The following is a 26,637-nucleotide window of genomic DNA, read 5'->3' as shown; positions in this document are numbered from 1 at the left end:
TCTTCAATTTCTGAAAATGTGCAGAGCCATGGCGGCCGCGTCCACTCCAAGAATGCCGCCGCCATTGTGCGTCATGCCGATCTTGGGGTTCTTGACCTGCCTCTTGCCGGCCTCGCCCCTGAGTTGTTTGACGACTTCATGAATCTGCCCCAAACCGGTGGCGCCGATGGGATGTCCTTTGGAGGCCAGGCCGCCGGACGTATTGACGGGAATATCGCCGTCCACTTCCATGACGCCGTTGTCTATCCATGCGCCTGCTTCCTCGCCGGGGCAGATGCCCAATTCGATCATGGTGATGATCTCGGACGGAGAAGTGGCGTCGTGCACTTCGATCAAATCCAGGTCTTTGGGGGTGATTCCCGCCATGTCAAAAGCCCTGGGGCCCAGTCGTTTGGTGAGGGTGTCCTCCTGGGCGGCGGTCAGCTTACCGCTGCCGATGACGGATCCGGCCACCCATACCGGCTGATTCTTGAACCGGGAGGCGACCTCTTTGGAGCAGATAATGGCCGCAGCCGATCCGTCTCCGATGGGAGAGCACATCATCCGGGTGAGCGGATAGGAAACGTCCCCTGATTGAAGCACCTGCTCCAGGGTGACTTCCTCCTGGTATTGGGCGTGGGGATTGTTTGCGCCGTTTTTATGGCTCTTGACGGCGATTTTTGCAAAGTGCTCCTGGGTCAGGCCGAAGCGTTGCATGTAGCCCTTGGTGTAGTAGGCGTACATGTCCATGAAGATGGACTTTTTCTCCCCGGCGCCCTTGGAAAGAATTTTTTCCTTGGTCTTGTTCTGCTTCTCATATTCCTCCAAAAACTGCTTGACCATCTCCACGTCCACGGCCGCGCCCAGGGCCGTGAAGGATTTTTTCTTATCGTGATCGAACAGCTTTTCAAAGCCCACCACCAAAGCCACGTCGTAAAGCCCGGCGCCCACGGCCGTCCAGGCGGTATGGAAAGCGGTGGAGCTGCTGGCGCAGGCGTTTTCCACGTTATACATGGGGATGGCCTCAATTCCCATGGCCGATAAAGTGACCTGGGCGCGGATCATTTCCTGCCCGGTCATAAGCCCGGTGGCGGCGCTGCCCATGTAGGCGGCTTCTATTTGATCCTTTTCAAGCTCGGCGTCCGCCAGGGCCGCGTCCACGCACTCCGCCACCAGCTCTTTAATGCCCTTGTCAGGATACTTTCCGAATCGTGTCATGCCAACGCCGACAATAGCCACATCCCGCATGTTTCATACTCCTTGAATTTCAATTGTAATGAATTTTGACCTGTTTAAAAGGAATTCAATCAGGCGGCTGAAAATGGATCTTCCGGGACCTCCTCCCGAAATCCGATTTGCATGATAGTTGACTATATAGTCAACCAAACTGTCTAGTCAAGCGCTTTTTTGCCGCGGTGCGCCATAAAAACTGAATAAATTCTCAGATAGAGTGGAAAAATGAGGATTTATAAAATAAATTTCGGACGATGGAAGTCTTTAAATTCCTAAATAAGGCAAAAGACAAGTCATGGGAAGCTACGCATAGTTAATGAACAGTTGCAGACGAACGCCTGGGTTCGGCCGGCGTCAGGGCCGGTTTTTCCCCATGAAAATGCAAAGATAATCAGCGGGCGTCGCCGGCCACGCCGTAACGGAAAAAGTCCAGCAGACTCTGCTGGGCGCTGGCCATGCCAAAGCCTTCCTCGCAGGATTGGAGGTATTGCAGGCCTTCCGCAATGCCCACAATGATGGCGGAGGTGAGCTTGGCGTCCACGTCCCGGAACAGGCCCATTTTCATCCCTTTGATGAGATCGGTCTCTATGGGCTTGCGGATGGATGTAAAAACCCGGTTTCCCAGATCCTTGAGTTTGGGGTCCGGATCCTCCACCGCTTCCTTGCATAAAGCCAGGATGGCGCAAAATTCCTTGAGGACCGGCAAAACCGCCTTGGCGCGGAGTTGGAGTCTGACCATAGGATCCCGCTCCCGGCCGATTTCATCCCACCCGTCGGAAAACAACTCCGCGAAAATGCGGGGCACGCATTCCAGGAAGAGTTCCTTTTTGTCGGAAAAGTAAAAGTAAAAAGTTCCCTTGCCTACATTCAGACGTTTGGTGATGTCGCTCACCTTGGCGCCTTTATATCCTTCCGAGCGGAAAATGGAGCAGGCCAGATCCAGGATAGCCTCCCGGGTTTTGTTCCCCTGGGCGCTTTTGGGCATTTTCTTAGCGGTTTTCCTGGCCCCCGCGCCTCCGACGCCCTTGTTGCGGGCCGGCAGGTCGGGAGCGCCTTTCATGGCCGAGATTTTTTCCCGAATGGCGAAAAGAGGCATGCCCTGCTTTTTGGCGGCGCAAATGATTTTCAACCTTTCCAGGTGCGCTTCATCGTAGTAGGCCATGGTTTTTCCCGTTTTCATGGGCGCGTGAAGCAGGCCTTCCTGCAGGTAAAAATGAATGGTGCGCCGGGACACCCCGGACTGCCTCTCCAACTCGGCGATGCGAAACCATTTTTTGTCATGAGAATCCGCCAAAAGAGCCTCCTGGATCAATTTTGGAATGATTTGTCTTAAATAATCAAGGCCGAAGACAACAGATTAACGCGTAACTGTACATAGACTATTTAAAGGCGACTGGCAAGTCAAATTTCCTTCCCAAACGGAGCATTGACAAAATACACTTCAATAACAGGCTATTATTCAAAGAATTTATTTCAACAAAATATCCTTTAAGTCCAATTTTAAACCGTTCGGTCAAAAAATTGATTGACTGGATAGTCGTGCTCCTTTATGGATAAACCCTAAGACTCGCCTCGGCCTAAACAAAATCCGGAAAGGAACACCCCATGCTTTTGGAAAAATACCGGCACATGAGTTTGCCTCAAGCCAGATACGCCGAATTCGTTCTGGACAGGGATAAATGCAACGGATGCGGGCGCTGCGTCAAGGCTTGCCCCATCCAACTGCTCGAACTTTATGGCAAAAAATCAAGACCCAACCAGCGTTACGACCATTTCAGGTGCATCACGTGCCAGAACTGCGCCGCCTCGTGCCCGCAAAACGCCATCACCATTAAAGGCGACTACCGGGTGGACAAGGGATTTTGGAAAAACGCCCATTTGTTTAAGGGCCCCAAAACCATGCCCAACCCCCTGGGACGCAACGGGCAAACCACATACGCAGACCAGGAGCCGGAACTGACGGAGACCGAGAAGGTTATCTATCAGCGGAGAAGCGTCCGGCTGTACAAGAAAAAAAAGGTGCCCAGGGATATGATCGAGCGCGTCATCGAAGCGGGCCGTTTCGCCCCTTCGGCCGGGAACAATCAGCCCTGGAAATTCATTGCCATCGACAACCGGGACGTCATTTCCGCGCTCAACGAAAAATGCAAGGCGTCCCTGTACAAAGTCAGCGCTCTGACCCTGCCCAAACCCTGGATCAACAAAAAAACCCCGGGGGATAAGGAGGCCAAACTGGCCCTGTGGCAGGAAGCGTTGCTTCCGTTGTTGACCAAAATCAAAACCGGAGACACGGAGCCCAGGGCGCGGGGCGGTATCAACGCGGCGTCCTCGGACCCCAATTACGACATTTTCTTCGGCGCCCCGGCCGTCATCCTCTTGCTGGCGGACAAAAGAGGCATCGGCAGCGTGGAGCTGGACACGGGCATAGCAGGCCAGACCATGGTCCTGGCCGCCCACTCCCTGGGATTGGGAACCTGCTGGGTCAGCCTGGCCAAAGCCATCGGGTTTGACGTCAAGCTCAAGAAAAAACTGGGCATCGAAGAACCGTTCAAGATTATTTCGTCCCTGTCCATCGGCTACCCCCAAGGCCAGGTGGACAACCCCGTGGCCCGGGAGCAGCCCCGCATCCACTGGGTGGATTCCATATAAATCAAAAGACGCTTTTAACGCATAAAGGGGCGGCCTTTTACGCAGGCCCGCCCCTTTTTTTGATTTCAAACGAATTATCTCAATATTTCGAAATAATTAACTATTCATAGCTCAGCATCAGGTTGGCCAACTGGCCGGAGGTCTTTCGCAAATTCATGGACAAAAGCCGCGAGAGGCCCTTTAAAACCGGCACGCCGGCCTTGGGATGATTGGCCAGGATCAGGTTGAAATTGCTGCGGCTTAACGTGATGAGGGTCGCCCTGGTTTTGGCGATGACCGTGGCGGACCGGGGAAACTCATCAATGAGCGCCATTTCGCCGATGGATCGCCCCCGGGACAAGGTGGCCAGGGCCGCACGCTCCCCCTTGGAGGACTCCTTGATGACCTCCAGAGATCCGCTGGCAACAAAACACACATAGTCCCCGGGCTCGCCCTCTTCAAAAACCAGCTCGCCTTCGTCCACCTCGATAAAATGCATGTGCTTGGCCACGATCTTGAGATCCGCCGGGGAGAGCCCGTCAAACAGCGGGATAAACGACAGGCAGTCGATGATATGGTTGGTGATTTTACTTTCGCCCACAAGTCCGTTGTTTTGCGCGGTCATAAATCCTCCGTAAAATATGGGAAGCCCCATCGCCGCGGGCGCGTCGTCAAAGCCCGCGGCCAGGCAATTTCCTGTCCCTAAAAATATCCAACCTCGCCCCGGCATGTCAATCGCCAAGAGGGGGCAGGCCTCACCCCAGGCCAAAGAGAAAGGATATGAATCGGGGCTTGACACGCTTTTCACGGAGGACTATAATTGTATATACAAATAAGGAGGCCGCACTGTGGGCGACAGCAAAACCATTCTAAACGACTGCCTTTATTTCACCGCCAATGCTTTGGCGCGGGTGATCACCCGCATGGCCGAGGAGGAATTCCGCACGACCGGTCTGTCGCCCTCTCATGCCTTCCTCATGATGCTGGCCATTGACAACCCGGGTATTGGGCAAAAGGAGTTGTGCGAACACCTGCAGTTGGCGCCCTCCACGGTCACGCGATTTGTGGACGCCATGGTCAACAGAGGGTTTCTCTCCCGCCAGTCCGAGGGAAAAATGTCCAAGATTTTTCCCACGGCCAAGGGCGAAGACCTACACCAGCCCATCACGGATGCGTGGGAGAGCCTGCACGAGCGCTACTCCCGGGTATTGGGCCGGAAGGAAGGGGACGGCCTGACCGTCATGATCGACGCCGCCTATGACAAATTGAACCGGGCCGGCTAAATTTTTTTGCCGATATGATTGTATGTACAAACAAATAAACCATGGGGCTAACTTGCTATCCCGCAACCACAAAAAGGAGAACAACCATGCAATCCATAGGTCCCGTTAACGCCCTGTATCCCATGCCAACCACCCTGGTGGGCGCGAATGTCAACGGCAAAGCCAATTTCCTGGCCGTCGCCCACGTGGGCATTCTCAACCATGGAACCCCTCAGTATCTTTCCATCGGACTGGCGAAAATCCATTATACCAACAAGGGCATTCTAGAAAATCAAACCTTCAGCATCTGCCTGCCGTCGGAAGATCTCATGGTTGAGACGGATTACTGCGGAATCATGACCGGAAAAAAAACGGACAAGGCTGCGCTGTTCGACGTGTTTTACGGGGATTTAAGAACAGCGCCCATGATCCGGCAGTGCCCGGTGAACATGGAGTTGAAACTTCATGACGTTCTGGATTTCAAAAGCCATGACATCTTTATCGGCGAACTGACGGAAACCTATGCTGACGAGGGCGTTCTCACGGATGGGGGCGTTGACATGGCTAAATTGCGCCCCCTGCTGTTTGACATGGCCGGCAAGAAGTATTGGTCCCTGGGCCGGGCCTTGGGGAATTGCTGGAATGCGGGAAAAGCCTTAAAAAGCAAATAAGGAGGCCGGCCGGGCTTTTTTGAGGAGAAGCCCGGCCCTTCCCAATTGTGGACCAAGGATAGTGTTCAGAAACAATCCGTAGACCGAATAATCGTCAAGTGGTCAGCGTCTCCCCGATCAGGCCCTCGTTGGAAACGCCCACCGAAGAGCGCCATTGCACGATCTTCCAGCCGTCCTGCGCTTTTTCCAGGACCACAGTAAGCCGCATGGGAAATTCGGTTCCGTTGTTCATCTTGATAGCAGGATTGCCGGCGATCCATCCCGCGGAACCGTTGCAGCAGGCGCAAGGGTCGTCCACCAGGATCTTGAACCCGCCCGTCTCCTCCAGCTGGGCCTGAAAAACCTTGGTTATGGCGTCGTAGTCGAACCACCACTCATTGGGGTCCGCGCCAATGGCCAGAACGCCGTCCTCTTGTGAAAACATTTTCCGGAAAAAAGCGTAATCCCCATTGGTCTGGGCGTGGCAAATCTTCACATACAGGTCCTTGAGTTCTGCGGATTGTTCCTTGGCGCTCTCCTTCCAACCCAAATGAGATAAAAGGGTAAAGCAGATTTATTCCGTTATCGCCGCCTGCCGGTGTATTGTTCTTAAGATGACATAGAAATTTGAGAAGCAACTGAGTTAGATTAATACGCGGGAATTCATTAAGGCAAGTCAGTGAACGATTTTTTTCCGGCCAGCGCACCTGCAGAAGGTTTTAGCGTCAAGGCCGGGAGGGTAGAAATTTTCGGCCGGCGATAGTAGGATGTGGCGGAAGAACTCAAATATAGCCTTGCTTCCGGACCATGGCGAACCATGCGTCAAAGGAAGGGGCTACTACCGTGCGGTAACCGTTGATGTCCGTTTCGAAAACCTCTCCGGTATCGTTGTCCAGGACTGCCACGTAGTCGCTGTCTTCCGTATGCGCTATGAGCAGGTGGTTAGGGCCAAGGTGATAAGTGTCCTTCATCGACCTTGTGGTGTGAATAACGCAAGGATAGTTATCAATGCCAATAAAATTTTCGGAGTATCCAAACACTTCCACAGTCCCGACGCAGTAATGACCATATCGATCCAAAAACTTAATGTATTGGGGATGCAGTTCCATTCCCAATTCCTTTTCCACGACCTGCACCCTACGTGATTTAAGGGTCATAATGTCTACCTCCCTGTTCCCAGAAACCGGATCGATATTTTGCGAAAGCGTTTCTATCGATTTCGCTAATATCTATACTGTTAGGTATTATTCCATGCGATTTTTGGTATAGAGGAAAAACAACGCCGTTGTCCATCTGTCCTACGTGATGAAGTTGGAGTGTTTGGCCGCCTGAGGATTTAGGCGCGCCCCCTTCCATTATATTTTTGTAATTTTTCACTCCGTTAGAATTTTCCACCAACGGATCAATCTTGGTTCCTCTGAAAAAAGCCACGGGCCGGCCATTAACCATCATGATCTTAGAGTTTGAAATGATGTGCTTTTCCAGGGAATTCATGCGATTCCAATGTTCTGCGACTTCATCCGGGGACAAAATATCCAGGAGGGATGGGACAGGCTCCGATGATTTCTTGTACAGTTCCAATAGTTCGCGTTCCGGATACTTTCTGTCGGAGCTAAACGAGCGCTTTATTTTATCCTTCAAGCCCAGGGTTGGAACCTGGTTGTTGGCTTCCTGAAACTGTTTGACCAAGTCAAGATGTTCTTGCGGAACTTTGGAAGAATGCGTATTCTCGCCAACGCTTTTCTTAAAGATTTTCGCCAAAAGGGCTGTGCCGCCGAAGTCTCCAGCCAAACGGAGAGCTCCCCTTATATTAGGCGAGTCTTCAAAGGCTTCCAGGGTTGCCAGGCTTCTTCCCGCATCTGATAGCATGACAGCGGGAGCGCTAAGGGCCAGTCCAACCAAGTTTGCGCCTTTGGTTCTTGGCTCATAAACCAGGAAGTCCCATTCGCTGGCTTTCTCCTCAAATCCCTCGGTTATATACGCATGAAAATTTTCCAGGTCCACTTCATGAGACAGCGCCACACAATCAATGGCCCTCTTAATGGCTTCCATGCCGCCAAAAAAGCCCCCGGGAATCGAAGTGACCGCTTGTCCAAGCCCTTCCACAATCCCTTCCGGATGGTACAAAAGATTCTTTGCATCATCCGTCCACCACAGCCCTTCCTCATCCAGGCCAAGGGCGTGCAATGCAGCATCCTTTGTTTCCGCATCCCAAAAGGGCTCAGGAGGGTCCAGCACTTTGCGCTCTCCCCTGGCCACTTGGTTTTTGAAGGCCTGGAACTCATTATTATTCATAGCGGCTATGAGTTCGGCGGCGGAAAGGCCAGGAGGAAGGTCTGTGCGGAGTCCGGCGGAAGGTTCTACGCCATCCTGATACACTCCATCCAGGCCGGGGATCCCCATGAGATCAGCTTCGGCAGCGGGCCAGGGAGTCCTGCCCAGAACAATATCCAAAATGTTTTCTCTATTAAGGCGCATGGCGTCTCCTTGGGTTAGGGTAAGCAGACCATATTGCGCCAATAGCATAACATGAATTTGGGGGTGTTTCGGTCTGTGAACATCTGGGCTCGCCCAGGCGCATTGGATTGCCAACCAAACCTGTTGACAGCCCGCCCTCCCAAAGCAATCAATTATACATGGTGATTCCTAAATACTACATAGTAACAACCATCTTGTCAAATTCAACAAACCAACAGCGATTAGGGGATGATTTTCCCTCGCATATTCCATCGGGCGAGGTTTTGCCGTTGACGCCGGGGCGGGAATTTGCCACTAATTGGCAAACACGCAAGGAGCAGGTTCATGCCCAAGGAGCAAACCCATTGGATTCTGGCCAGGGAAGCCTTTCGCCGCCTTAAGGACGGGGAGGCCCGGCGGATGATCGCCCAAAATCCCAACCTTTATTTGTTGGGCGCCGTCATACCCGACACGCCCATGTACGCATTGGAAAATACTGAGGAATTCGACTTGCTGGCCCATTTTCTCCACGGCAAGGACGGCGAAAACACCTTCGCCCCGTTGACCGGGTTGGTGAAAGCCTACCAGGACAAATGGTCGGACGGCATGTGGGCCTTTGTTATGGGGACCTTCTCCCATATTCTGGCGGACGCCGTGTATCACCCCTGGGTGGAGTACTATTCGGGAAGCTCCACGGAAGTGCCGGATGAATGGAAAGATCTCAGCCTCACAAGGCACAGGGAGCTGGAAAGCTATCTGGACCTTTTTCACCTCAGGATGAACGGAATCAAGGAGCGGCCCATCTCCTTTTTCTCCTTGCTGAAGGGAAAGGAAATGGGCGCCGCCGCCTTTGACGATATGGTGAGCGCCCTTTATTTTCCAGGCGCCGCAAAAGCGAACAATGGGGTCCGTAAGGCCCTGTACGCCCATGGCGCCATTCAGTGGATTTTCATGCAAAAAAGCCTGGCCCGGCTTTCCTGGTTCATCAACCGGTCCACAGAAGGCAAGGGCGATAAATTCCTGACCCTTTTTTATCCCTACAAAGAGCCTCGCCGCCCGGATTATTTCCAGGCCGGTCTTAAGTACCGCCATACGGTTACCGGCAGGCCCAAGCAGGGAACCGTGGAGGAGCTGGCCGCCAAGGCCGCCAAAGTCATGGCCCGCATGTTCGAACTGGTGGAAAAGCATCTGGAGCAGGGAACCGTCCTGGATTTTTTTCAGAGAATCAAGGGGCCTTCCCTGGAAACCGGCTTGGTGGGCGTACCGGTTACGGCCATAGCGCATTACGACTTGTTTGTGGATATGGATCGGGTCTTGAATGTATTCAGGGCGATTAAATAACGAATGCTCGTTCCAATTTATTGCCTAAACCAACGCCCTGTGTTATAAAAACTGCGCCTTGGCCCACTGCGCCATGGGGAGAAAGGGCCGCGCCGTGCAGTTGGCGGCGTTATTTCAGGCCGCGTCGAATCTTGCCGGGGGGCGGCCTGGCTATTTTTTCCAACGCAAAATTCCCCGGCTTGTTTTTTTGCTCCACCCCAAAGAGACATTGATCATCAGAGTAAATTTGCCGGGCTTCGGGCCTGGTTGACTTATTACCTATCTTTTCCGAAAAGGAGATTTATCATGGTGGAAACATTGCCTGTTGAAAAAATGAAAGAACGCATCGGACAGGAACTGGGCGTCAGCGATTGGGTGCAGATTGACCAGGACCGCATCAACAAGTTTGCAGACTGCACGGAAGACCATCAGTGGATTCACGTGGATGAAAAAATGGCCGCCGAAGGCCCGTTCGGAACCACCATCGCCCACGGCTTTCTGAGCCTGTCCCTGATTCCGTTCCTGAGCGGCGACAACATGGTTCTTCCCGAAGGAACCGTCATGGCCATCAACTACGGCCTGAACAAAGTCCGCTTCATCAATCCCGTCAAGGTGGGCTCCAAGGTGCGCGACCGCGTGGTTTTGACCAACGTGGAGGAAAAATCCGGCAACCGGGTTTTGGTCACCACCACCAACACCATTGAAATCGACGGCGAAGACAAACCCGCCTGCATCGCTGAAAGCCTTGCCATGTTCTTCGTGCAATAGACGGCGACTCTTTTCGATCACAAGCAGCCCCTCGAGAAACCGGGGGGCTGTCTACGTTTCAGCCTCCTGGTTCAAATAGCGCCACAGAGTGACGGGGCTCACCCCCATCAAACGGGCCGCCTGGGTCTTGTTTCCCTCCGTGTGCTGCAGCACGTGCCGGGCGTACCTGCGCACAAGCTCCCTGGGCGTGGGGAAGTCTCCGGCCAGGTCGTCGAATATGTCCCGGGGCTTTTCCGCCATGGAAATCGGCAAATGCCTCATGTGGATGGGCTCCCGGCTGGATAAAATATAGGCGTATTCCACGCAGTTCTCCAATTCCCGGATATTGCCCGGCCAATGATAGGCTTGCATGCGCCGGACCACCTCGGGAGTGAATCCGGGATGAGACGGATCCAGGCGGGATAAAAAATGCCGGGCCAGGATGAGAATGTCCTCCCGGCGCTGGCGGAGCGGCGGAATAAGCAAGGGAAAGACCGAAAGCCGGTAGAAAAGATCCTGCCGGAAAGCACCCTGCTCCACCATTTCCCTCAGATCCTGGTTGGCGGCGGCGATAATCCGGGCCTGTATGGGAACCGTCTTCAGGCCGCCCAAAGGCCTGACCTCCCGCTGCTGCAAAGCCCGCAGCAGCTTGGCCTGGACCTCCATGCCCAGCTCGCCCACTTCGTCCATAAAAATCGTCCCTTGCCCGGCTTCCACCAACAGCCCTTTTTTGTCCGCCCTGGCGTCGGTGAAAGAACCCTTTAAGTGCCCGAACAACTCAGACTCGATCAATGTGTGGGGAATGGCCGCGCAGTTGATAGCCACAAAAGGCTCGTCCCCGCGCTGGGAGGCCTTGTGGATGAACCGGGCAACCAGTTCCTTGCCTGTGCCGCTCTCTCCCTGGACCAGCACCGTGGAATTGCTGGGCGCGGCGATTTCCGCCAGTTCCACGATCTTGCCCATCTCCGGGCTGCGAAACACAATGCCGTGCCGGTTTTTTTCGGGGCCGGTTTTCAGGCGCTGCAACTCCTGGTCCCGCTTTTCAAGCACCTCCCGGGACTGCTTCAATTCCTTTTGCAGGCGATGGATTTCATCGTTCAGCCAGTCTTCATCCAAGGGCTCGTGGATTTTTAACGGATCCTCGCCCCACTCCTCCATGGGCCGGGCTTCAAATGTGCAATAGTCATGTCCCTGAGCCTTACATGACAACTCGTGCACCAGGACATCCTTGCCCAAAATGGCGGTGAAAAAGCCGCTTACAATCCCGCTCAACACATGGCATACCGGCTTATCGCTGGCGCCCCCGGTGAACATGCTCCACACCTGGGCTTCAAAAGACTTTTCCCAGATTCCCGTATAACGGAGGGTCTTGTTTTCAGGATCGAAATGGATTTGGCTGTCCCGCTCCACGGCCATGCCCGTGGCCGGCAGAAGCACCTTGAACGACTTCAGCCATTCTTCGGGGGAGTCGAACTCGTACATGTCCGCCAGGGCCATGGCGGCGGCCAAACCGGTGTCGTAACCCAAACGGGTCATGACCGTGGCCGAGGTTCTCTGGCCCATGATGGTCCTTAAATCGTTTCCAAACCGCTGCAGGGTGGGCACGCCGGTAATAAGCAGGCGCTGGCTTCCGAATAAGGGGAAGCCCGTAGCCCTGTCCCGGCGGAAAATTTCTTCCGGTCTCAGGTCTTGAGCGAGCATGAAGGAGGCGTTCCTATGTTGGAGTATTTCATTTATGCAAGGCCGATTTCACATTTGAAATATATCCGATCGTTCAATTTTTGGCAAGTTTTTTATATCCCCCTGATAATTAATTAAAATCCATTGCACTTTCATCCTGGCACGATTTTTGGTATAAGATCTTATACTCCACATTCTAAGCGCCTATTCCCCACAGCCTGGAGAAGACAACCCATGATTAAAGAGTATTTTAACAACAAGACTATTCTCATTACCGGTTCCACCGGATTTTTAGGCAAGGTTCTTCTAGAGAGGATTTTATGGGAAGCCCCTGACATCGGTAAAATCCGCCTATTGGCGCGCCCCGGCAAGGCCAATGGGTCGCCTCATGAGGCCGCCAAAAAGCGTCTGGAGCAAAGCCTCTTGGATTCGGCCGCTTTCGCCCGGCTCAGGTCCAGGCATCCTGATTTTGTATCCTTTTTGGATGAAAAGCTGGAAGTGTATGCGTGCGATTTGTTTGAAAAGGACCTGGGACTGAAAAAAAAGGACCAGACCAAGCTGTTTGAAAACCTGGACGCCATCATCCACATCGCCGCCTGCGTTAACTGGGACGAACGCTTCGACTATTCCGTGCGGGTGAACACCCTGGCCGGCGCCAGGCTTATGGAAATGGCCAAAAGGGCGACGCCTCCGCCCCGGTTCGTCCATGTTTCCTCGGCTTTTGTCCACGGCAGCCGGAGCGGCGAGGTGTTTGAAGAGCCCTTTGACCCCAAGAAAAGCATCGCCAACGTATTGGGCAACGGCGCGCATCCCTTTGATTTGGATGAGGAAATCAGCAGGGCCCTGGAGTACGCCGATAAGGTGCACGAAGACGCAGACCATCCCTCCAAGAAGCCCATATTTGAGAAAAACGCCAAGGAGTTGGCCGGGATAAAAAAATACGCTTCCGAATCCATGGACCAGCTTATAGAGAGGGCCAGGAACTGGCATATCAGGCAGGAGCTTTCCGCTTACGGAAGGGAGCGGGCCAGGCTGCACGGATGGTTTGACTCCTATACATTAAGCAAGGCCATGGCCGAAATGCTGCTGACGAAAAATCACGGCCCCGTGCCTTTGAGCATTATCCGGCCTCCCGGAATTACCAGCGCGGTCAAGGACCCGATCCAGGGGTGGCTGGAGGGCTATCATCTGGTGGAGCCCCTGATCGAAGGCGTGGGCAGGGGCATGATCAAGGCTTTCCCCGGGGATCCCCAGACCATCATCGACACGGTTCCCGTGGATTACGTGGTCAACCTGATCATGGCGGCCTGCGCCCTCCAGGGCGAGGAAGGCGCCATGTCGGTCTTCCAGATCGGCACCAGCCACCGCAAGCCCATCACCTTGAAGGAAATCAGCAAAATCTGGCTGGAATATTTTAAACGGGATCCGCTCATGGACAAGAAGGGCAAGCCCTGCAAGCCCGCGCCCGCTCAATTCTATCCTGATCCAAAAAAATTCGTGGATTTTTACCAGAAAAAACGCAAGCTGCCTTTGACCATGGCTGGCAAGGTGATTTCCAGCATACCCATTGTCAGAAGCCTGGGGCCGGCCAAAAAAGCCTGCAAATGGATTGACGGCACGGCCAAGCAGATCGACCGGCTTTGCCAGTTTTCCGATCTCTACTCCGTATACACCATCAACACCTGGAAATTCATGACCCATAACACCCTGGCCCTTTTGGATAAAATGCCGAAAGAGGACCAAAAAGCCTTTAATGTGGACTCCTCCACCCTGGATTGGGAGCGGTACTGGACCGAGACCCATATTCCCGGCATGCGACGTTTTGTAATCAACGAAAGATAATCTGCATCCCGGCCGAAACGCGCCCGCGGGGAGGCCTTGCCCCCGGCGATTCGGCCGGCCATGATCCAGCTTTTTAGAATATCGCGCTTTTTTGCAGCGGAGCCCCGCCGCTGCCAAAGGCGCGAGGGGGGAAGAATATCGTGGAACGGACCATCAACGAAGTTTTCAAGAATCGCGCAAACAAATACTCCAACAGAATCGCCCTGGAAAAAAAGAAAAACGGCGCGTGGCAATCGGCCACCTGGACCCAGTATTATGAAAACGCCCGGGCCGCAGGATTGGGCTTCGCCTCTTTGGGCGTGGAGCGGGGCGACCGCATAGGCATTTTCTCCGATAATTATCTGGAGTGGTTGTATTCCGACATGGGCGGCCTGGGCATTGGCGCCGTAGTGGTCCCTCTATACCCCACCCTGACGGAAGAAGAAGCCGGATACATTGTGCAGGACTCCGGATGCAAGGCGCTTGTCGTGGGCGACAAGGAGCAGTTGGAAAAAGCCAGACGCATCCGTGCGGCCGCCCCGTCCCTGCAGGCCATCGTCACAATCGGAGACGCTCCCACGAATGGAGACGGGGGCCTGATCTCCTTCGCCCGGCTTATGGAAATGGGCCTTAAGAAAAACGAGCAGGATCCCGGCCTTTTCGAACGCAGCGCCGCCATGTCCAAGCCCGGCGACCTGGCCACCATCGTATACACCTCCGGCACCACGGGCATGCCCAAGGGGGTGATGATCACCCATCAAAACATCATGTTCGTGATCCAGGGGCTTGCCGGCATCACGCCCGGTTACGCGGATGAAAGGGACCAGACCGTGCCGTTTCTGCCCCTTTGCCATGTGTTCGGGCGCATCGCAGACCATTACATGGGCATGTACGCGGGCATCACCGCTTCCTTCGCTGAAAACTTCACCACCCTGCTGGAGGACCTGCAGGAAAGGCGGCCCACCATCATCATGGCCGTGCCCAGGGTATGTGAAAAGGTGTTCCAAAAGATCATGGAGCAGGTGGAAACCCAGCCCCCGCTCATGCAGAAAATTTTCTATTGGAGCCAAAAAGTCGGCGAACAGGTCAGCGAACTTCGGGAAGCCAAAAAGCCCGTCCCCCTGGCCCTGGCCCTTAAATACCGGCTGGCTTATCAATTGGTGTTCAAAAAACTCCAGGACCGCCTGGGCGGAAGAGTCAAGTACATCATGGCCGCGGGCGGCCCCACGGCCCGGGAAATCCAGCTTTTTTTCAACGCCGCAGGAATCTCGGTGGTGGAAGGGTACGGCCTGACCGAAACCACGGCGCCGGCCGCCCTGAGCAACCTGTCCGACTACCGGATCGGCACGGTGGGGCCTCCTTTGCCCGGCGTGGACGTAAAAATCGCCCCGGACGGAGAGGTGCTCATCAAGGGCGGCAACGTATTTGGGGGATATTGGAACCTGGAGCAGGAAACAGCCAGGGCGTTTACGGAAGACGGCTATTTTATGTCCGGCGATTTGGGGGAATTGGACGACCGGGGATTTTTGAGAATCACGGGCCGGAAAAAGGACCTGATCATCACGGCGGGCGGCAAAAACATCGCCCCCCAGAAAATCGAATCCCTGTTTATGTCCGATCCCCTGTTTCTGCATTTCATCGTGATTGGAGACCGAAGGAAATACCTCTCCGCCCTGGTGAATATCAACATGGAGCAGGCCCAAACCTTGGCGGAGAAAGAGGGAATCGCCTATTCCGAGCCTCGGGAGCTTTTGGACAACCCGGAGTTCCTGGCCATTGTGGAGCGTCACGTAAACGAACGGAACTCCCACCTGGCCCGGTTTGAAACCATCAAGCAATACCGGATCATAAAAGACGAATTCTCCCAGGAATCCGGCGAGATGACCGCGTCTCTCAAGCTAAAACGCAACGTGATCAACGAAAAGTACAACTCCCTGGTGGAGGGGATGTATCCGAATTAGCAAAGCGGATTGAACAGGCCGCTGCAAATTGCCAACGCCGCACCCTGGAATGAAAGGTTGCGGCGTTTTTCATGCAACAGATCAACGCGAATAGATTCAGACCATCATCTCAATTTCGGAAAGGCGTTTTTTCAGGCGTTTGGGGGAGATGGGCATGGGGGTTTTAAGCTCCTGGGCGAAGACCGACACCTTGAATTCCTCGATCATCCAGAAAAAATCCTCCACGGCCCGGCGCTTTTCCGGCGTGGTCTTGACGCCAAGCTCCTTGGCCAACCGGCGTAGATGATCCTCAAATTCCCTGACCTGGGCTGCCTTGGCTTTGTCCTTGTCCAGGTCTAAAAGCCCCCGTTCGGCCCGGATGGCGACGGCTTGCAAATACCGGGGCATATGGGCCAGCCTGGCGTCATCATAGAGATTGGGAAAGTTGGGCGGCATGAGCTGGGTCATGGCCGTGCGCAGATTCTTTAAAAAGGCCAGGCCGAATTTGTTGTTGCGGCATTGGGCCTCCAGTTCGGAAATGCGAGCGCTGGTTTTGTGAAAGGCCTCCATGATCCGGGAGGTGGACTCCACCAGCTTTTCCCCTTGGGCCACCAGGGCGGGAATCCGGGTTTTTACGTGCTCACGGAAATCCTTTTCCGTGTGGAGCTCCTTTTCCAGGGTGCGCTCCAAAAGCGTGTCAAAAAGCACCTGCTCCATCTGCTTGGTTCCGCCGAAATAGGCTGCGTGCCTGGCTGCGTTTCCTTTAAGAGCCAGGTACTTCTTAATGTGCTTGATGTCCTTGGCGCACTCCAGGGTGCAAAGGGCGGCCACGCCCTTTTTATGGGTTGCCTGGGCCTTGACCTTGTCCTCCACGATTTTCAGGTCCACGCAGTCATCGCCGGGGCACAGGCAGACATAAGCCGGGGGCGCGCCTTTTTTCACCGGAATGCTTGAGGGCAGGTCGCCGAAATCCCAGGACTTGATGCCGGTTTTTTCCCATTGCTTGCGGAGTTTTTCCAAATGGCCCAGGTCCTTGACCTCACCCATGCTTTGGGCCAGCTCCCGCACGTCCCTTCCGAAGCGGACTACCCGGCCTTTGGCGTCTGTCACGGCCAGCCGGGCGGTGAGATGGGGAGGCAGCTCGGACGGCCCGGGCCAGGATATGGCCGGGATTTCCAGTCCCATGGTTTCGTGAATGGCGTGGGATAAAGCCGCGCCCATGGATAAATGCTTGTATTTATCCAGCTTGTCCATGACCCGATCCACGGTTTTGTTCACGGGGACCAGCTTGACCCGCAAGGGCTTGGGCAGGCCTTTGATCATGGCCGTGACTTTTTCGGGCAAAAGGCCGGGCACCACCCATTCCAGGGGTTCGGGCGGCACGGAGGACACCAGGGGCTGGGGAATTTTAATGGTTACGCCGTCGCCGGGCCTGCCGGGATCGAAGCGATATTGGAGCTTGAACTTGGCGCCGTCCACCTTGAGCCGGTTGGGGTATTGGGAAAGGTCCTCGGCTTCGGGCGAACGAACCATGACGTCGGTAACGTCCATGCGCAAAAAGGAGTCCCCGCCTTTGTCCTTGATAATCTTCTTCAAGGATTGGATGGAATAGACCGTTTCCAGCCGCTGCTCGTAAAACCGGGAGATGCCCAGTTCATCCACTACCAGGTCCCGCCTGCGAAGGCGCTCCTCCATGTCCCTTGCTTCGTTCAGCACCTTTTGATTATGGGCCAGAAACCCGAATTTTTCGTTGGTCTGGCATTCCACCAAGGCGCCCTGGATGAATAGCTCCGTCGCCTCCTGAGGATTGATGGGCCCATAGGAAGTGGGCCTGCCTGCGATGATGATGAGCCCCATGAGGCTTACCTGCTCCTTGGCGATGACCTCGCCCCGGTTCTTTTCGAAATGAGGCTCCAGGTAGGTGCGGGTGCATAGGGGACCTGCAGGCTCCTCCAGCCATTCGGGCAGGATGTTGGCGGCCATGCGGGCGAAAAGCCGGGACGTATGCACCATTTGGGCGGAAACGATCCATTGCCCGCCGTGGTTGAACAAAAACGATCCGGGAAAAAGCATGACCTCCCTGCCCTTGGTTCCCTGGTAGATGTTCTTGTCCTTTTTGGACGCAACCTGGGATAAATAAGCCGAGGCGATGCTCTGATGCAGGGGCTCGTACCGGGAATCCTCCATGCCGGGCTCAAAGGCCTTGGGCATGGGCGGCCCCTTTTTGATGAATCCCTCGTCGATAAGAATGGCGGTCAATTGCTGATGCACGTCCCGCCACTCCCGCATGCGCTTGTACGAAAGAAAATTGGCGATGGACCATTTTTTCATCTGGTTGCCCGACTTCACCTTGTCCATGTGCTGGAAGTAGGCCTGCCACAGGTTCAGGTAAAACAAAAAGTCGGACGCCCCATGGGCGAAGGTTCTGTGCGCCTGATCCGCCTGCACGGCTTTTTCGGCCGGCCGTTCCCGGGGATCGATGATGCACAGGGCCGAGGCGATAATGAGCGCTTCAGCCAGGCATCCCCTGGGGTGGGCCTCGATGAGAATGGCGGAAATCCTGGGGTCCACGGGCAGCCGGGCCATGGTCCGGCCCTTTTGGGTCATGGTATAGGTTTTTTCGCCGGGCCTGGGGTCCAGCAACGCGCCCAGTTCCCGCAATACATTGAATCCGTCCCGGATGCTCCGCGGGTCCGGCGGATCCACAAAGGGGAAGTTGTGCACCTCGGGCAGGCGCGACGCCACCATGCGCAGGATGACCTCGGCCAGGTTGGCCCGGAGGATTTCCGGCAGGGTGAACTGGGGCCGGCCTTCGTAATCCTCCTCATCATAGAGGCGGATGCAAATGCCTTCCGCGACGCGGCCGCAGCGGCCCATGCGCTGATCCGCGCTGCTTTTGGATATTTTGTCCACGGGCAGGCTGGTGGTGCCGGTCCGGGGGCTGTAGCGGGATATCCTGGCAAGCCCGGTATCCACCACGTAACGGATGCCGGGAATGGTGATGGAGGTTTCCGCCACGTTGGTGGCCACAACCACCTTGATTCCCGAATGCCTGGCAAAAACGCGGGCTTGCTCGCCGCCGGCCAGCCGGCCGAACAAAGGCAGGATCAGGGCGTTGGGAAAGCGCCGGGCCTGGAGCAGGTCGCAGGTCTCCCGGATGTCGTTTTCCGTGGGCATGAACACCAGGATGTCGCCTTTGGGCCTGCGGGAGAATATGGTTTCCACGGCCCGGACTGCGCCGTCCACGTAGCCTGCATCGCTGTTTTCGTCCCCGCCGGCCAAAAGGGGCTCGTACCGGACTTCCACGGGATACATGCGGCCCGATACCTCCACAATGGGAGCGTCGTTAAAGGCTTTGGAAAATTTTTCCGTGTCAATGGTCGCGGAGGTGATGATCACCTTCAAATCCGGGCGCTTGGGCAGCAGGTTTTTTAAGATGCCCAGGATAAAGTCGATGTTCAGGCTGCGTTCGTGGGCCTCGTCCACGATGATGGCGTCGTATTTGGTGAAAAACGGATCGTGCTGAAATTCGGCCAGAAGCACGCCGTCGGTCATGATCTTGATGAACGGCGCTTCGGACTTGCCGCCGGTTTCCTTAAAACGGATTTTATAGCCCACGGACTTGCCCAGGTCCTCGCCCAACTCTTCGGCGATGCGCTGGGCGACGGTGACGGCAGCCACCCGCCGGGGCTGGGTGCAGCCGATGAGCCCGTCCACGCCCCGGCCGGCGGCCAGGCACATTTTGGGGATCTGGGTGGTTTTTCCGGAGCCCGTCTCGCCGGTGATGACCACCACCTGGTTTTCCTGGATCGCCTCGACGATTTCCTCGCTGCGGGCGGAGATAGGCAGTTCTTCGGGGTAGGAAAAGGAAGGCCGGGATTTTTCCCGCAGCTTTCTTTCCTTTACCGAAGAGGCGACCTGATTTTGCAGTGCGCTCAGGGCCTTGGATTTCTTATCCAGGGAAATCTTGGGAGAGCGAAGGCGATCCAACTGGCGCAGGACGGCGTGGCGATCCCGGCCCATGGCTTTGGGCAGCCTGGAGCGGATAGACTGCTCCTTGCGCTTGTTCTTTTGAACAAGGGATTGCTTGGACTCCGCGCTATTTGCGGGCTTTTCGGATTTTTTTTCGGGAACGGTTTTCCGGGTAGGCTTTCGGCCGCGTTTGGGCGCAGACCCCTTGGGCTTTTCCATTCCCTCTGTTTTATCTGGGCTCATGGTCTAATCAAGGGGTTGATGCGTGCACCTGCCACTGCATGCCGCTATCCCGTCTGATCTTGCGGAGGCGGCGATACTCCAACATTACTTTGCGGACGTAATTCCGCGTTTCTTCATAAGGGGGAATGCTGTTGTATTTTTCCACCGCGCCGGGGCCGGCGTTGTAGGCCGCCAGGGCCAGGGTGGTTTTTCCGCCAAAGCGATTCAGCATCTGGCGCAGGTAGCAAGTTCCTCCAATAATATTCTGCCGCGGATTTTCCGGATCTGAAATGCCAAGGCGGACGAAGTTGCCCGGCATGACCTGCATAAGCCCCCGGGCGCCCGCTTTGGAAATCGCCCTGGGATTGAAATCAGACTCCACCTTGATAACCGCCTTGATCAGGTCGAAATCCACATGGTGCAGGTCCGAAGCCTCTTTGATATGCGTGTCGTAGCTGGCCGGCGAACCTCTCAGCTTTTTGGAGAGAGTCGCTTCCCTGATATACAGGGTGTAGCCCCCGCGAGTAGGCACGTTGGTATAATGGGTGACTCCCTGTTCATCCACGTACCGGTAGATGTCCGCCCAAGCCGAAGGCGCAGCCAGGCACAAAAGCGCCCCGGCCATGGCCCAAAGGGCGGCTGTTTTCATCATTCCGGCAAAATGGCGGCTTATAGGTTTCATGGCAGTTGGAGTCATCCGGGATATTCAGCCGAAAGGCTGCAGCTTCAGTCATCAAATGGCGGCGAGTATTTTCCGCAGCCGGTCTTTTTCACCGTCGGACATTTGCACGAATTTAACGCCCATGCCAACGGGCAGGTTCACAGGATCGCTGGTTTCCTTGCGGCTCCAGGCCACCACGCACAGGAACTTCAAAGGCGACTCCAGCTTGGGAATCTTTATTTGAAGATCCAGGGTGTCTCCCTTGGGCAAAGGCTTGGACGTTTTGATGAACAGGCCCGACCCGGAAAGGTTATGGCTGTATGCCTGAATAAAAGCGTCTTTATCCTTGAAAGTCAGGGCGATGCACTTGTTGATCCGGGGCTCGAAGCGGGTGGAGTTTTTCCCCACCGCGGCTTCGGTGGTCTTTTTCAAACGCATGGCAAGGCTTTTCAACACAAGCTGAAAGCTGCCCGAGAGCTTGTTGTACTCGGTGTCCATGTACATTTTGTCCATGACCCCAAGCACCGTGTCTCCCAAAGCCCTGGCCGAGGCGGTCCGGGGAAAGCGGGCGATAAAGGCCAGTTCGCCGAAAACCTCTCCGGCCCTGAGCACTTCTATCACCACTTTTTTTCCGTCCACGATCTTATATAGTTCAACAGCTCCGGATTCCACGACATACACCCAGTCGCCGGTGCTGCCTTCTTCAAAAATAGTCTCTCCGTCTCTATACGTCTCTTCTGACGTTGTGTTAAGCATGGTCGGCTTTCCTTTTTGCCTGATTTTAATCGCTCTAAACTGATCCATCAAATAGATTATGGCAAGTATTCGCCCTTTGTCAACAAATGGTAACGGTTTTCACTCGGCCCACAATTTGTGGTATGTCCTGTATTCTGTTGACATTTCTTCTCATTCATTATAAAGCCCTTGAAATATTCCAAACCGGAATCATATTCACTCTTCACAGGATTGATTTATGAAAGAAAGAAGAAGACACAACAGAGTCGATTCACTGAATTTGCTGTCATATACATGCTTTGATTGCGATGGCAATTCCGAATGCCAGGGCATGGGAAGGACTCTTAATGTCTCGGAATCGGGCATTTTGCTGGAGACCGGCGAACAACTGGAGGAGGGCTTCCAAGTAGCTGTAACCATTGCCTTTGAAGAAAATCTCGTGGAAATCAAAGGCGAGGTGGTCAGGTCCTTGGGCAACCCGGAAGGAATGTTTGAGTCGGGCATCAGGTTCTCCGAGGTGAGCGACGAACAACTGGATGTGCTTAAGGCTTATGTCGTCGCCTTTGAAAAAGAGCAAGCCTAGCCGTCTTCCCGCATTTCACGCTTTTGTTCAATCAGGTTCAATTTTCTGAACAGTCTTCATAAAACAAAGGGCGTCCTCCGTTAACTTCGGATAACGCCCTTTTTTTGCGTAATTTCATCGCGGCGCCCGGTTAGGGCCCCGTTCATCATCACTCCTTGACGCCGCCTCTGTGCGCTGCCGCGCTTTATATGCCTTCACGGGAGATAAACAGGGCTTAAGGTTTTGCCGAAACAGGCCGATATTTTTCATCGTACGGTCAGTTATTGACATTGGGCGAGGAGCGGAGTATCCTGAATTAAGTGGAGAAACGCCTTGACCATTACGCCTGTCCCGGAGGCGCCTGCCAACATCCCGACAAAAGGGGGCCCGTCATGCATGCAAGAACCCTTGTTTTTTCGGCCGTCATTTTCCTGGCCGCTTTTACCGCCGGCTTTGCCGCCGATGCGCCCATCACCCCGGAAAATCTTCTGTTTTCGCCTGATGACGTCATCACCATGGAAAGGGCGGAGCATTTTTTGAACATGGCCGTGGACCTGGGCATGGAGGAAATGGGCGACAACAGCCTGGAATCCATGGTTTGCACGCCTCACGCCCTGCCGAAAAAGCTCTTTTTCCAGGCGTTGTGCGACTGCGCCACCGACCCGGAAACCAAGGTTTCGGACCTTGAAATTCTCGCCCTGAGCGAAGAAGCGGATCGGTCCGGCGAGGGAGAGGAGGACGTTAAGCTCAGCCTCAAGGACGTGAACCAGGACGCCACCTCTTACGGATTCTTTCTACGCAATCCCGCAGCGGACGCCGGCGCAGTGGTCATTCCGGCGCCCAGCCGGGAGGTCTTGTCGACGGGAGCCATTCCCGAAGGATGGACCAACCGGATTTTACGCACCGGCTCGGCGTCCTTTTAGTGAAGAAGACGTTTATCAACTATCCGGTTGCGGCAATCTGTCTGGCAGTCCTGCTGATCCTGCCGTCCCCCGGCATGGCGGAAAGGCGCTCCAGCCCCGGGGCAGCCGCCGCCGCTCCTTCGGCGCCCTTGCGTCACACGCCTGAAAAGGCGCCGAAAAAATCCGTCTCTGCCGAAAAATGGAGCCAGATGGCGGCGGAGCTGCTGCGCATCAAGGAGCTCCGAAACCCCAACCTGGCCCTCGAATGCGCCGACAAGGCGCTGTCCATCAACCCCTCTTATCCTCCGGCCTACCTGAACCGGGGCAGCGCCTACATGATGCTGGGCCAGCCGGAAAAGGCGCTCGCCGATTTCGACCAGACCGTCAAGCTGAATCCCGGATTGTCCCAGGCTTATTTCAACCGGGCTCTTGCCTGCGAAGCGTTGGGAAGATACCGGGACGCCACGGACAACTACACCGTAGTCATAGAGAGCAATCCCGACGACGCCGAGGCCTACGTACGCCGCGGAGCGGCTTTTTTCGACCTGCTCGAGGACGCCCAAGCGTGTAAGGATCTTGAAAAAGCCTGCCAACTTGGCCTTTGCGCCCCCCTGGAGCAAGCCCGGGAAAACCAGCTTTGCCCCAAAAATAATCATTGAAATTTTTTTGGGTTTTTCCTATTTCGTTTACTGCACTAGTGAGAGTAAGTAAAAAAATGGGCCGGAAAAGATATGCCCGCAAGGCGCCTTTTCCCGGCGCGTACCCCGAATTGTCAATTCTTTATGGTGTGAGAAATGAATAGGAAGCTCTACAAATTTTACAAATGGCTGGTCGTTGTTCCCGTTCTTGCTGTCAGCACCTGCGTTTTTGGGCTGCTTGCCATGCTGCTGTGCACGTTTATGGACCCCAAATTCGTGGGACAAATTACGGGCGTGCCCTGGGCCAAGCTGAACAGCATCGTCACCCCCATGCGGGTGAAAATATTGGGCCGGGAAAATGTCGATCCCAAGCAGTCTTATGTGATCTGCGCCAACCACCAAAGCCAGTATGACATCTTTGTCCTTTACGGCCAGTTGGGCATTGACTTCAAATGGGTCATGAAAGCGGAATTGAGAAGCGTGCCGTTTTTAGGCGCGGCCTGCGCCAGGCTGGGCCATATTTTCATTGACCGCTCCGACACGGAAAAGGCCCTGGCCTCCATCAATGCGGCCAAGGAGAAAATCGTGAACGGCACATCCGTGCTTTTCTTCCCTGAAGGAACGCGAAGCCGCGACGGAAAATTGCTGCGTTTCAAAAAGGGCGCTTTCACCTTCGCCCTGGACCTGGGCCTGCCCATCCTGCCCGTGACCATCGTGGGCACCAAGGATATTTTACCCACGGACACCCTGGATCTGTATTACGGCAACGCGACCATGATCATCCACCCGGCTATTGACACCAGCGGGTATGACAAAGAAAACCTCCCGGATCTGATGTCTGCAACCCGGGAGGTTATAGAAAAGGGCCTGACTCAGAATACTTAAAAGATTGGTCAGTTTACGTATTGCGTCATTTTTTCCACGGCGGACAGGGCCGGGATCCGGATTTCCTCCGGAACCTTCACCACCCCGGTCATGTTCTCCAGGCTGCTAATCACATCCAGCAGGGTGATGCGCTTCATGTCCTGGCAAAGCAATTTTTCCGAGGCTGGGACAAAAATCTTGTTGGGATGCCTTTTCTTTAAAGGATGCAGGATTCCCACTTCCGTCCCCACAATAAAAACCTCGGCGTCCGAAGAGTCGGGATAGGCCAGCATGCCCGACGTGCTGAGGGCTGCGTCGGCCATGTCGATGACTTCCGGCCTGCACTCGGGGTGGGCCATAACCACGGCGTTGGGATATTTTTCCTTGGCGGCCAGGATATCCTGGGGCGTCAGGGCGTCGTGGTAGGGGCAGCAGCCTTCCCAGATGTGGATTTTTTTGTCGGACTGTCTGGAGGCGAACATGGCCAGGTTTTTGTCGGGCGCCATGAGGACTTCGCTTCCTTCAATGCTGTTAATGACCTTCACCACATTGGCGGAGGTGCAGCAGACGTCGGTCAGGGCCTTAACGGCGGCCGGGGAGTTGACGTATGTGACCACGGGCACGCCGGGCAGCTCCTCTTTGCGTTTTGCAAGGGCTTGGGGGTCGATCATATCGGCCATGGGGCAGCCTGCGTTTTCCCGGGGAAGAATCACAGTTTTTTGCGGCGACAGGATGGACGCGGTTTCAGCCATGAAATGCACCCCGGCGAACACAATGACCTGAGCGCCGGTCTTGGAAGCCTTGATGGAAAGCTCCAGGGAGTCCCCGCACATGTCGGCCGCATCCTGGATTTCAGGGGGCTGGTAATTGTGAGCCAGCATGACGGCGTTTTTTTCCTTGAGCAGTTGACGCACGCGCTCGGTCAGACGGGCGATTTCTTCCTGATTGGTTGCCTTAGCGTCCATGGTTCCTGATCCTTATTCTATTCTCCCTCCGGGGCGCCGGACATCTCCATGACGTCAACCCCTTCCGGGATGGTTAGCACAAATTCCGAATCCTTTGGAGGAGTTGAAAAATCCGGCTCCGCGAAATTAATGCGGGTTTCGTCTCCGAAATTATTAAAGGAAGCGGTTTCGAAAATGCTGTACGTTTTCCTGTTAATGAGCAAATACAGGACCGTAAAGTCCGGATTTTCCTTTTTAGGAGTGAGCTTCAAGGCCCAGGCGTTCTGCAATCCGGCCGAGTGCTGCCAGGCTTGCTCGGCCCAGGAGACGTGGAACTGGCTTTTCAGGATGTTCACGTCCGTAAGAAAGCTGGCGCCTTCCCCCGCTCCGAAATAATCCTTGGAATCGCCCACAAGCACCTGATTGTCCAAGGGCCTGTACACCCACAAACGCTTTCCGTCGGAAATGATCACCTGCTCTTCCGGGACCTCATATTCCCAACGCATTTTATCCGGGTAATTAAAACAGGCATACCCGGAGGCGGTATCCTGGATGCCCATGCCCGTCAATGTGGCCACCTGGGTGAACTGAGAGCAAAACCCCTTTTGGCCGTAATGGGCCTGCACCTTGTTCAAAACCTCGTCAACAGGAGGAAGTGCAACGGCTGAAGGCTCGCGCAGGTCTTCGGTTTCAATGTCGTCGGCGCCTTGGGCGCCCTCGCTCCAGGCAGGCGCCGCCAGGACGGCTGCAAACAAAAAAACCCAAAAAAATATGAACAAATGCTTTAAAGGCTTTGGCGTCATGGTCTTATCCTTTCTCATGCCTGGGAATTAAATACATGACCCTTCCCGGCTTGTAAAGAGCCCTGACGTCCAATAGAGCGCCTTTGTTCTTGACATTAACTTGGTTTTCCGTCACCTTTGGGGACGCTCTACCAGCGAGAGAATGCAGGCCGGCGTCTTACCTTTCCGGCCCAGGCATAAAGAATTTATCAATTCGGACGATTCTTGTAACAACTAAACAGGAGGAACCCCATGAGTGAAGTTGCTGCCCCTATGCCGGGAACCATTGTACAGATTCTGGTTAAAGAAGGCGATCAGGTTAGTGAAGATCAGGATGTCATGATCCTGGAAGCCATGAAAATGGAAAACCCCATTGCGGCTCCTGCAACTGGCGCCGTTGCTTCCATCACGGTTAAGGAAGGCGACAAAGTGGACGCCGGCCAGGTCCTCATGACCATCGAATAGTTTTTGGGGGGAGGCCGCCCGGCCTTCCCCTAAGCATCCTCAGCCCCCTTCCCCGCAATATTTTTTTTAAAAAACGCCTGGCAACCTAACCACCTCAAATAATAAATCTTTTTAGCAATTAGCAGGGATTCGCCCCGTTCCAATGCCTAATGACGCTGAGGACCGGATTGGTT

At 54.7% G+C, this 26,637-nt stretch carries 24 protein-coding genes; 12 read left to right on the top strand and 12 right to left on the bottom strand.

Annotation, left to right across the window (positions count from 1 at the left end; all coding sequences use genetic code 11):
- Positions 1-3: 3 nt before the first annotated feature.
- Positions 4-1,227 (bottom strand): thiolase family protein, encoded by a 1,224-nt coding sequence (locus BUE18_RS03925; protein WP_073473045.1) that lies wholly within the window; start codon positions 1,225-1,227, stop codon positions 4-6.
- A gap of 376 nt (positions 1,228-1,603) precedes the next feature.
- Positions 1,604-2,506, bottom strand: a complete 903-nt coding sequence (locus tag BUE18_RS03920) for a MerR family transcriptional regulator (RefSeq protein ID WP_073473043.1) — start codon at positions 2,504-2,506, stop codon at positions 1,604-1,606.
- A 311-nt stretch (positions 2,507-2,817) separates the two neighbouring features.
- On the opposite strand from BUE18_RS03920, the gene BUE18_RS03915 reads away from it, so the two are divergent.
- A complete protein-coding gene (locus BUE18_RS03915) occupies positions 2,818-3,861 on the top strand; it encodes a nitroreductase family protein (RefSeq protein WP_073473041.1) in 1,044 nt (347 codons plus the stop codon).
- Between the two features lie 100 nt (positions 3,862-3,961).
- Here the strand turns inward: BUE18_RS03915 and BUE18_RS03910 are convergent, their stop codons facing one another.
- Positions 3,962-4,465, bottom strand: coding sequence for a cyclic nucleotide-binding domain-containing protein (locus BUE18_RS03910; protein ID WP_073473447.1), 504 nt, complete (start codon positions 4,463-4,465; stop codon positions 3,962-3,964).
- 223 nt (positions 4,466-4,688) lie between these two features.
- Here BUE18_RS03910 and BUE18_RS03905 point away from each other — a divergent pair, with 223 nt between their 5' ends.
- Both BUE18_RS03905 and BUE18_RS03900 read left to right on the top strand, forming a co-directional pair.
- On the top strand, positions 4,689-5,123 hold the full coding sequence (locus BUE18_RS03905) for a MarR family winged helix-turn-helix transcriptional regulator (RefSeq protein WP_073473039.1): 435 nt from the start codon (positions 4,689-4,691) through the stop codon (positions 5,121-5,123).
- Between the two features lie 86 nt (positions 5,124-5,209).
- Positions 5,210-5,773: a flavin reductase family protein gene (locus BUE18_RS03900; RefSeq protein ID WP_073473037.1), complete on the top strand. Its 564-nt coding sequence runs from the start codon at positions 5,210-5,212 to the stop codon at positions 5,771-5,773.
- A gap of 94 nt (positions 5,774-5,867) precedes the next feature.
- Here BUE18_RS03900 and BUE18_RS03895 read toward each other — a convergent pair whose 3' ends face one another.
- The 3 genes from BUE18_RS03895 to BUE18_RS03885 all read right to left on the bottom strand — a co-directional run bounded on the left by BUE18_RS03895 (position 5,868) and on the right by BUE18_RS03885 (position 8,344).
- Positions 5,868-6,248, bottom strand: a complete 381-nt coding sequence (locus BUE18_RS03895; RefSeq protein ID WP_244549276.1) for a nuclear transport factor 2 family protein — start codon at positions 6,246-6,248, stop codon at positions 5,868-5,870.
- 286 nt (positions 6,249-6,534) lie between these two features.
- Positions 6,535-6,909 carry an SMI1/KNR4 family protein gene (locus BUE18_RS03890; RefSeq protein WP_073473033.1) on the bottom strand — a complete coding sequence of 125 codons (375 nt, stop codon included), beginning with the start codon at positions 6,907-6,909 and terminating at the stop codon, positions 6,535-6,537.
- Positions 6,899-8,344: an HNH/ENDO VII family nuclease gene (locus BUE18_RS03885; RefSeq protein WP_139264599.1), complete on the bottom strand. Its 1,446-nt coding sequence runs from the start codon at positions 8,342-8,344 to the stop codon at positions 6,899-6,901. The genes BUE18_RS03890 and BUE18_RS03885 overlap by 11 nt, the downstream gene beginning before the upstream one ends.
- A gap of 210 nt (positions 8,345-8,554) precedes the next feature.
- On the opposite strand from BUE18_RS03885, the gene BUE18_RS03880 reads away from it, so the two are divergent.
- On the top strand, positions 8,555-9,550 hold the full coding sequence (locus BUE18_RS03880) for a zinc dependent phospholipase C family protein (RefSeq protein WP_073473029.1): 996 nt from the start codon (positions 8,555-8,557) through the stop codon (positions 9,548-9,550).
- A 285-nt stretch (positions 9,551-9,835) separates the two neighbouring features.
- A complete protein-coding gene (locus BUE18_RS03875; RefSeq protein ID WP_015948618.1) occupies positions 9,836-10,297 on the top strand; it encodes a MaoC family dehydratase in 462 nt (153 codons plus the stop codon).
- Between the two features lie 51 nt (positions 10,298-10,348).
- Here the strand turns inward: BUE18_RS03875 and BUE18_RS03870 are convergent, their stop codons facing one another.
- The gene (locus BUE18_RS03870) at positions 10,349-11,977 is read right to left on the bottom strand and encodes a sigma 54-interacting transcriptional regulator (protein WP_073473027.1); all 1,629 of its coding nucleotides are present in this window, start codon (positions 11,975-11,977) and stop codon (positions 10,349-10,351) included.
- A 213-nt stretch (positions 11,978-12,190) separates the two neighbouring features.
- On the opposite strand from BUE18_RS03870, the gene BUE18_RS03865 reads away from it, so the two are divergent.
- On the top strand, positions 12,191-13,798 hold the full coding sequence (locus BUE18_RS03865) for an SDR family oxidoreductase (protein ID WP_073473025.1): 1,608 nt from the start codon (positions 12,191-12,193) through the stop codon (positions 13,796-13,798).
- A gap of 140 nt (positions 13,799-13,938) precedes the next feature.
- Positions 13,939-15,738 (top strand): AMP-dependent synthetase/ligase, encoded by a 1,800-nt coding sequence (locus BUE18_RS03860; protein WP_073473023.1) that lies wholly within the window; start codon positions 13,939-13,941, stop codon positions 15,736-15,738.
- A gap of 96 nt (positions 15,739-15,834) precedes the next feature.
- On the opposite strand, the gene hrpA is transcribed toward BUE18_RS03860, so the two are convergent.
- From hrpA to BUE18_RS03845, 3 genes are read right to left on the bottom strand one after another with little or no spacing between them, the layout of a single operon-like run.
- A complete protein-coding gene (gene hrpA, locus BUE18_RS03855) occupies positions 15,835-19,908 on the bottom strand; it encodes an ATP-dependent RNA helicase HrpA (protein ID WP_211482780.1) in 4,074 nt (1,357 codons plus the stop codon).
- A 31-nt stretch (positions 19,909-19,939) separates the two neighbouring features.
- The gene (locus BUE18_RS03850) at positions 19,940-20,593 is read right to left on the bottom strand and encodes a lytic transglycosylase domain-containing protein (RefSeq protein ID WP_244549275.1); all 654 of its coding nucleotides are present in this window, start codon (positions 20,591-20,593) and stop codon (positions 19,940-19,942) included.
- A 51-nt stretch (positions 20,594-20,644) separates the two neighbouring features.
- Positions 20,645-21,328: a TIGR02266 family protein gene (locus tag BUE18_RS03845; protein ID WP_073473021.1), complete on the bottom strand. Its 684-nt coding sequence runs from the start codon at positions 21,326-21,328 to the stop codon at positions 20,645-20,647.
- Between the two features lie 217 nt (positions 21,329-21,545).
- On the opposite strand from BUE18_RS03845, the gene BUE18_RS03840 reads away from it, so the two are divergent.
- From BUE18_RS03840 to BUE18_RS03825, 4 genes are all read left to right on the top strand, one after another.
- Positions 21,546-21,890 (top strand): PilZ domain-containing protein, encoded by a 345-nt coding sequence (locus tag BUE18_RS03840; RefSeq protein ID WP_073473019.1) that lies wholly within the window; start codon positions 21,546-21,548, stop codon positions 21,888-21,890.
- 371 nt (positions 21,891-22,261) lie between these two features.
- A complete protein-coding gene (locus tag BUE18_RS03835) occupies positions 22,262-22,792 on the top strand; it encodes a hypothetical protein (protein WP_073473017.1) in 531 nt (176 codons plus the stop codon).
- Positions 22,792-23,430 (top strand): tetratricopeptide repeat protein, encoded by a 639-nt coding sequence (locus BUE18_RS03830; RefSeq protein WP_073473015.1) that lies wholly within the window; start codon positions 22,792-22,794, stop codon positions 23,428-23,430. The genes BUE18_RS03835 and BUE18_RS03830 overlap by 1 nt, the downstream gene beginning before the upstream one ends.
- A gap of 135 nt (positions 23,431-23,565) precedes the next feature.
- On the top strand, positions 23,566-24,294 hold the full coding sequence (locus BUE18_RS03825) for a lysophospholipid acyltransferase family protein (RefSeq protein ID WP_073473013.1): 729 nt from the start codon (positions 23,566-23,568) through the stop codon (positions 24,292-24,294).
- A gap of 8 nt (positions 24,295-24,302) precedes the next feature.
- Here the strand turns inward: BUE18_RS03825 and nadA are convergent, their stop codons facing one another.
- Together nadA and BUE18_RS03815 are read right to left on the bottom strand one after the other, a co-directional pair.
- Positions 24,303-25,238: a quinolinate synthase NadA gene (gene nadA, locus BUE18_RS03820; RefSeq protein WP_073473011.1), complete on the bottom strand. Its 936-nt coding sequence runs from the start codon at positions 25,236-25,238 to the stop codon at positions 24,303-24,305.
- 17 nt (positions 25,239-25,255) lie between these two features.
- Positions 25,256-26,020, bottom strand: coding sequence for a LolA family protein (locus BUE18_RS03815; protein WP_170868258.1), 765 nt, complete (start codon positions 26,018-26,020; stop codon positions 25,256-25,258).
- Between the two features lie 231 nt (positions 26,021-26,251).
- On the opposite strand from BUE18_RS03815, the gene BUE18_RS03810 reads away from it, so the two are divergent.
- Positions 26,252-26,464 (top strand): biotin/lipoyl-containing protein, encoded by a 213-nt coding sequence (locus BUE18_RS03810; protein ID WP_073473007.1) that lies wholly within the window; start codon positions 26,252-26,254, stop codon positions 26,462-26,464.
- Positions 26,465-26,637 lie beyond the last annotated feature (173 nt).

This window comes from Desulfatibacillum alkenivorans DSM 16219, from assembly GCF_900142135.1.
GTDB classification, from domain to species: domain Bacteria; phylum Desulfobacterota; class Desulfobacteria; order Desulfobacterales; family Desulfatibacillaceae; genus Desulfatibacillum; species Desulfatibacillum alkenivorans.
This window is presented reverse-complemented; position numbering and strand designations above follow the sequence as displayed.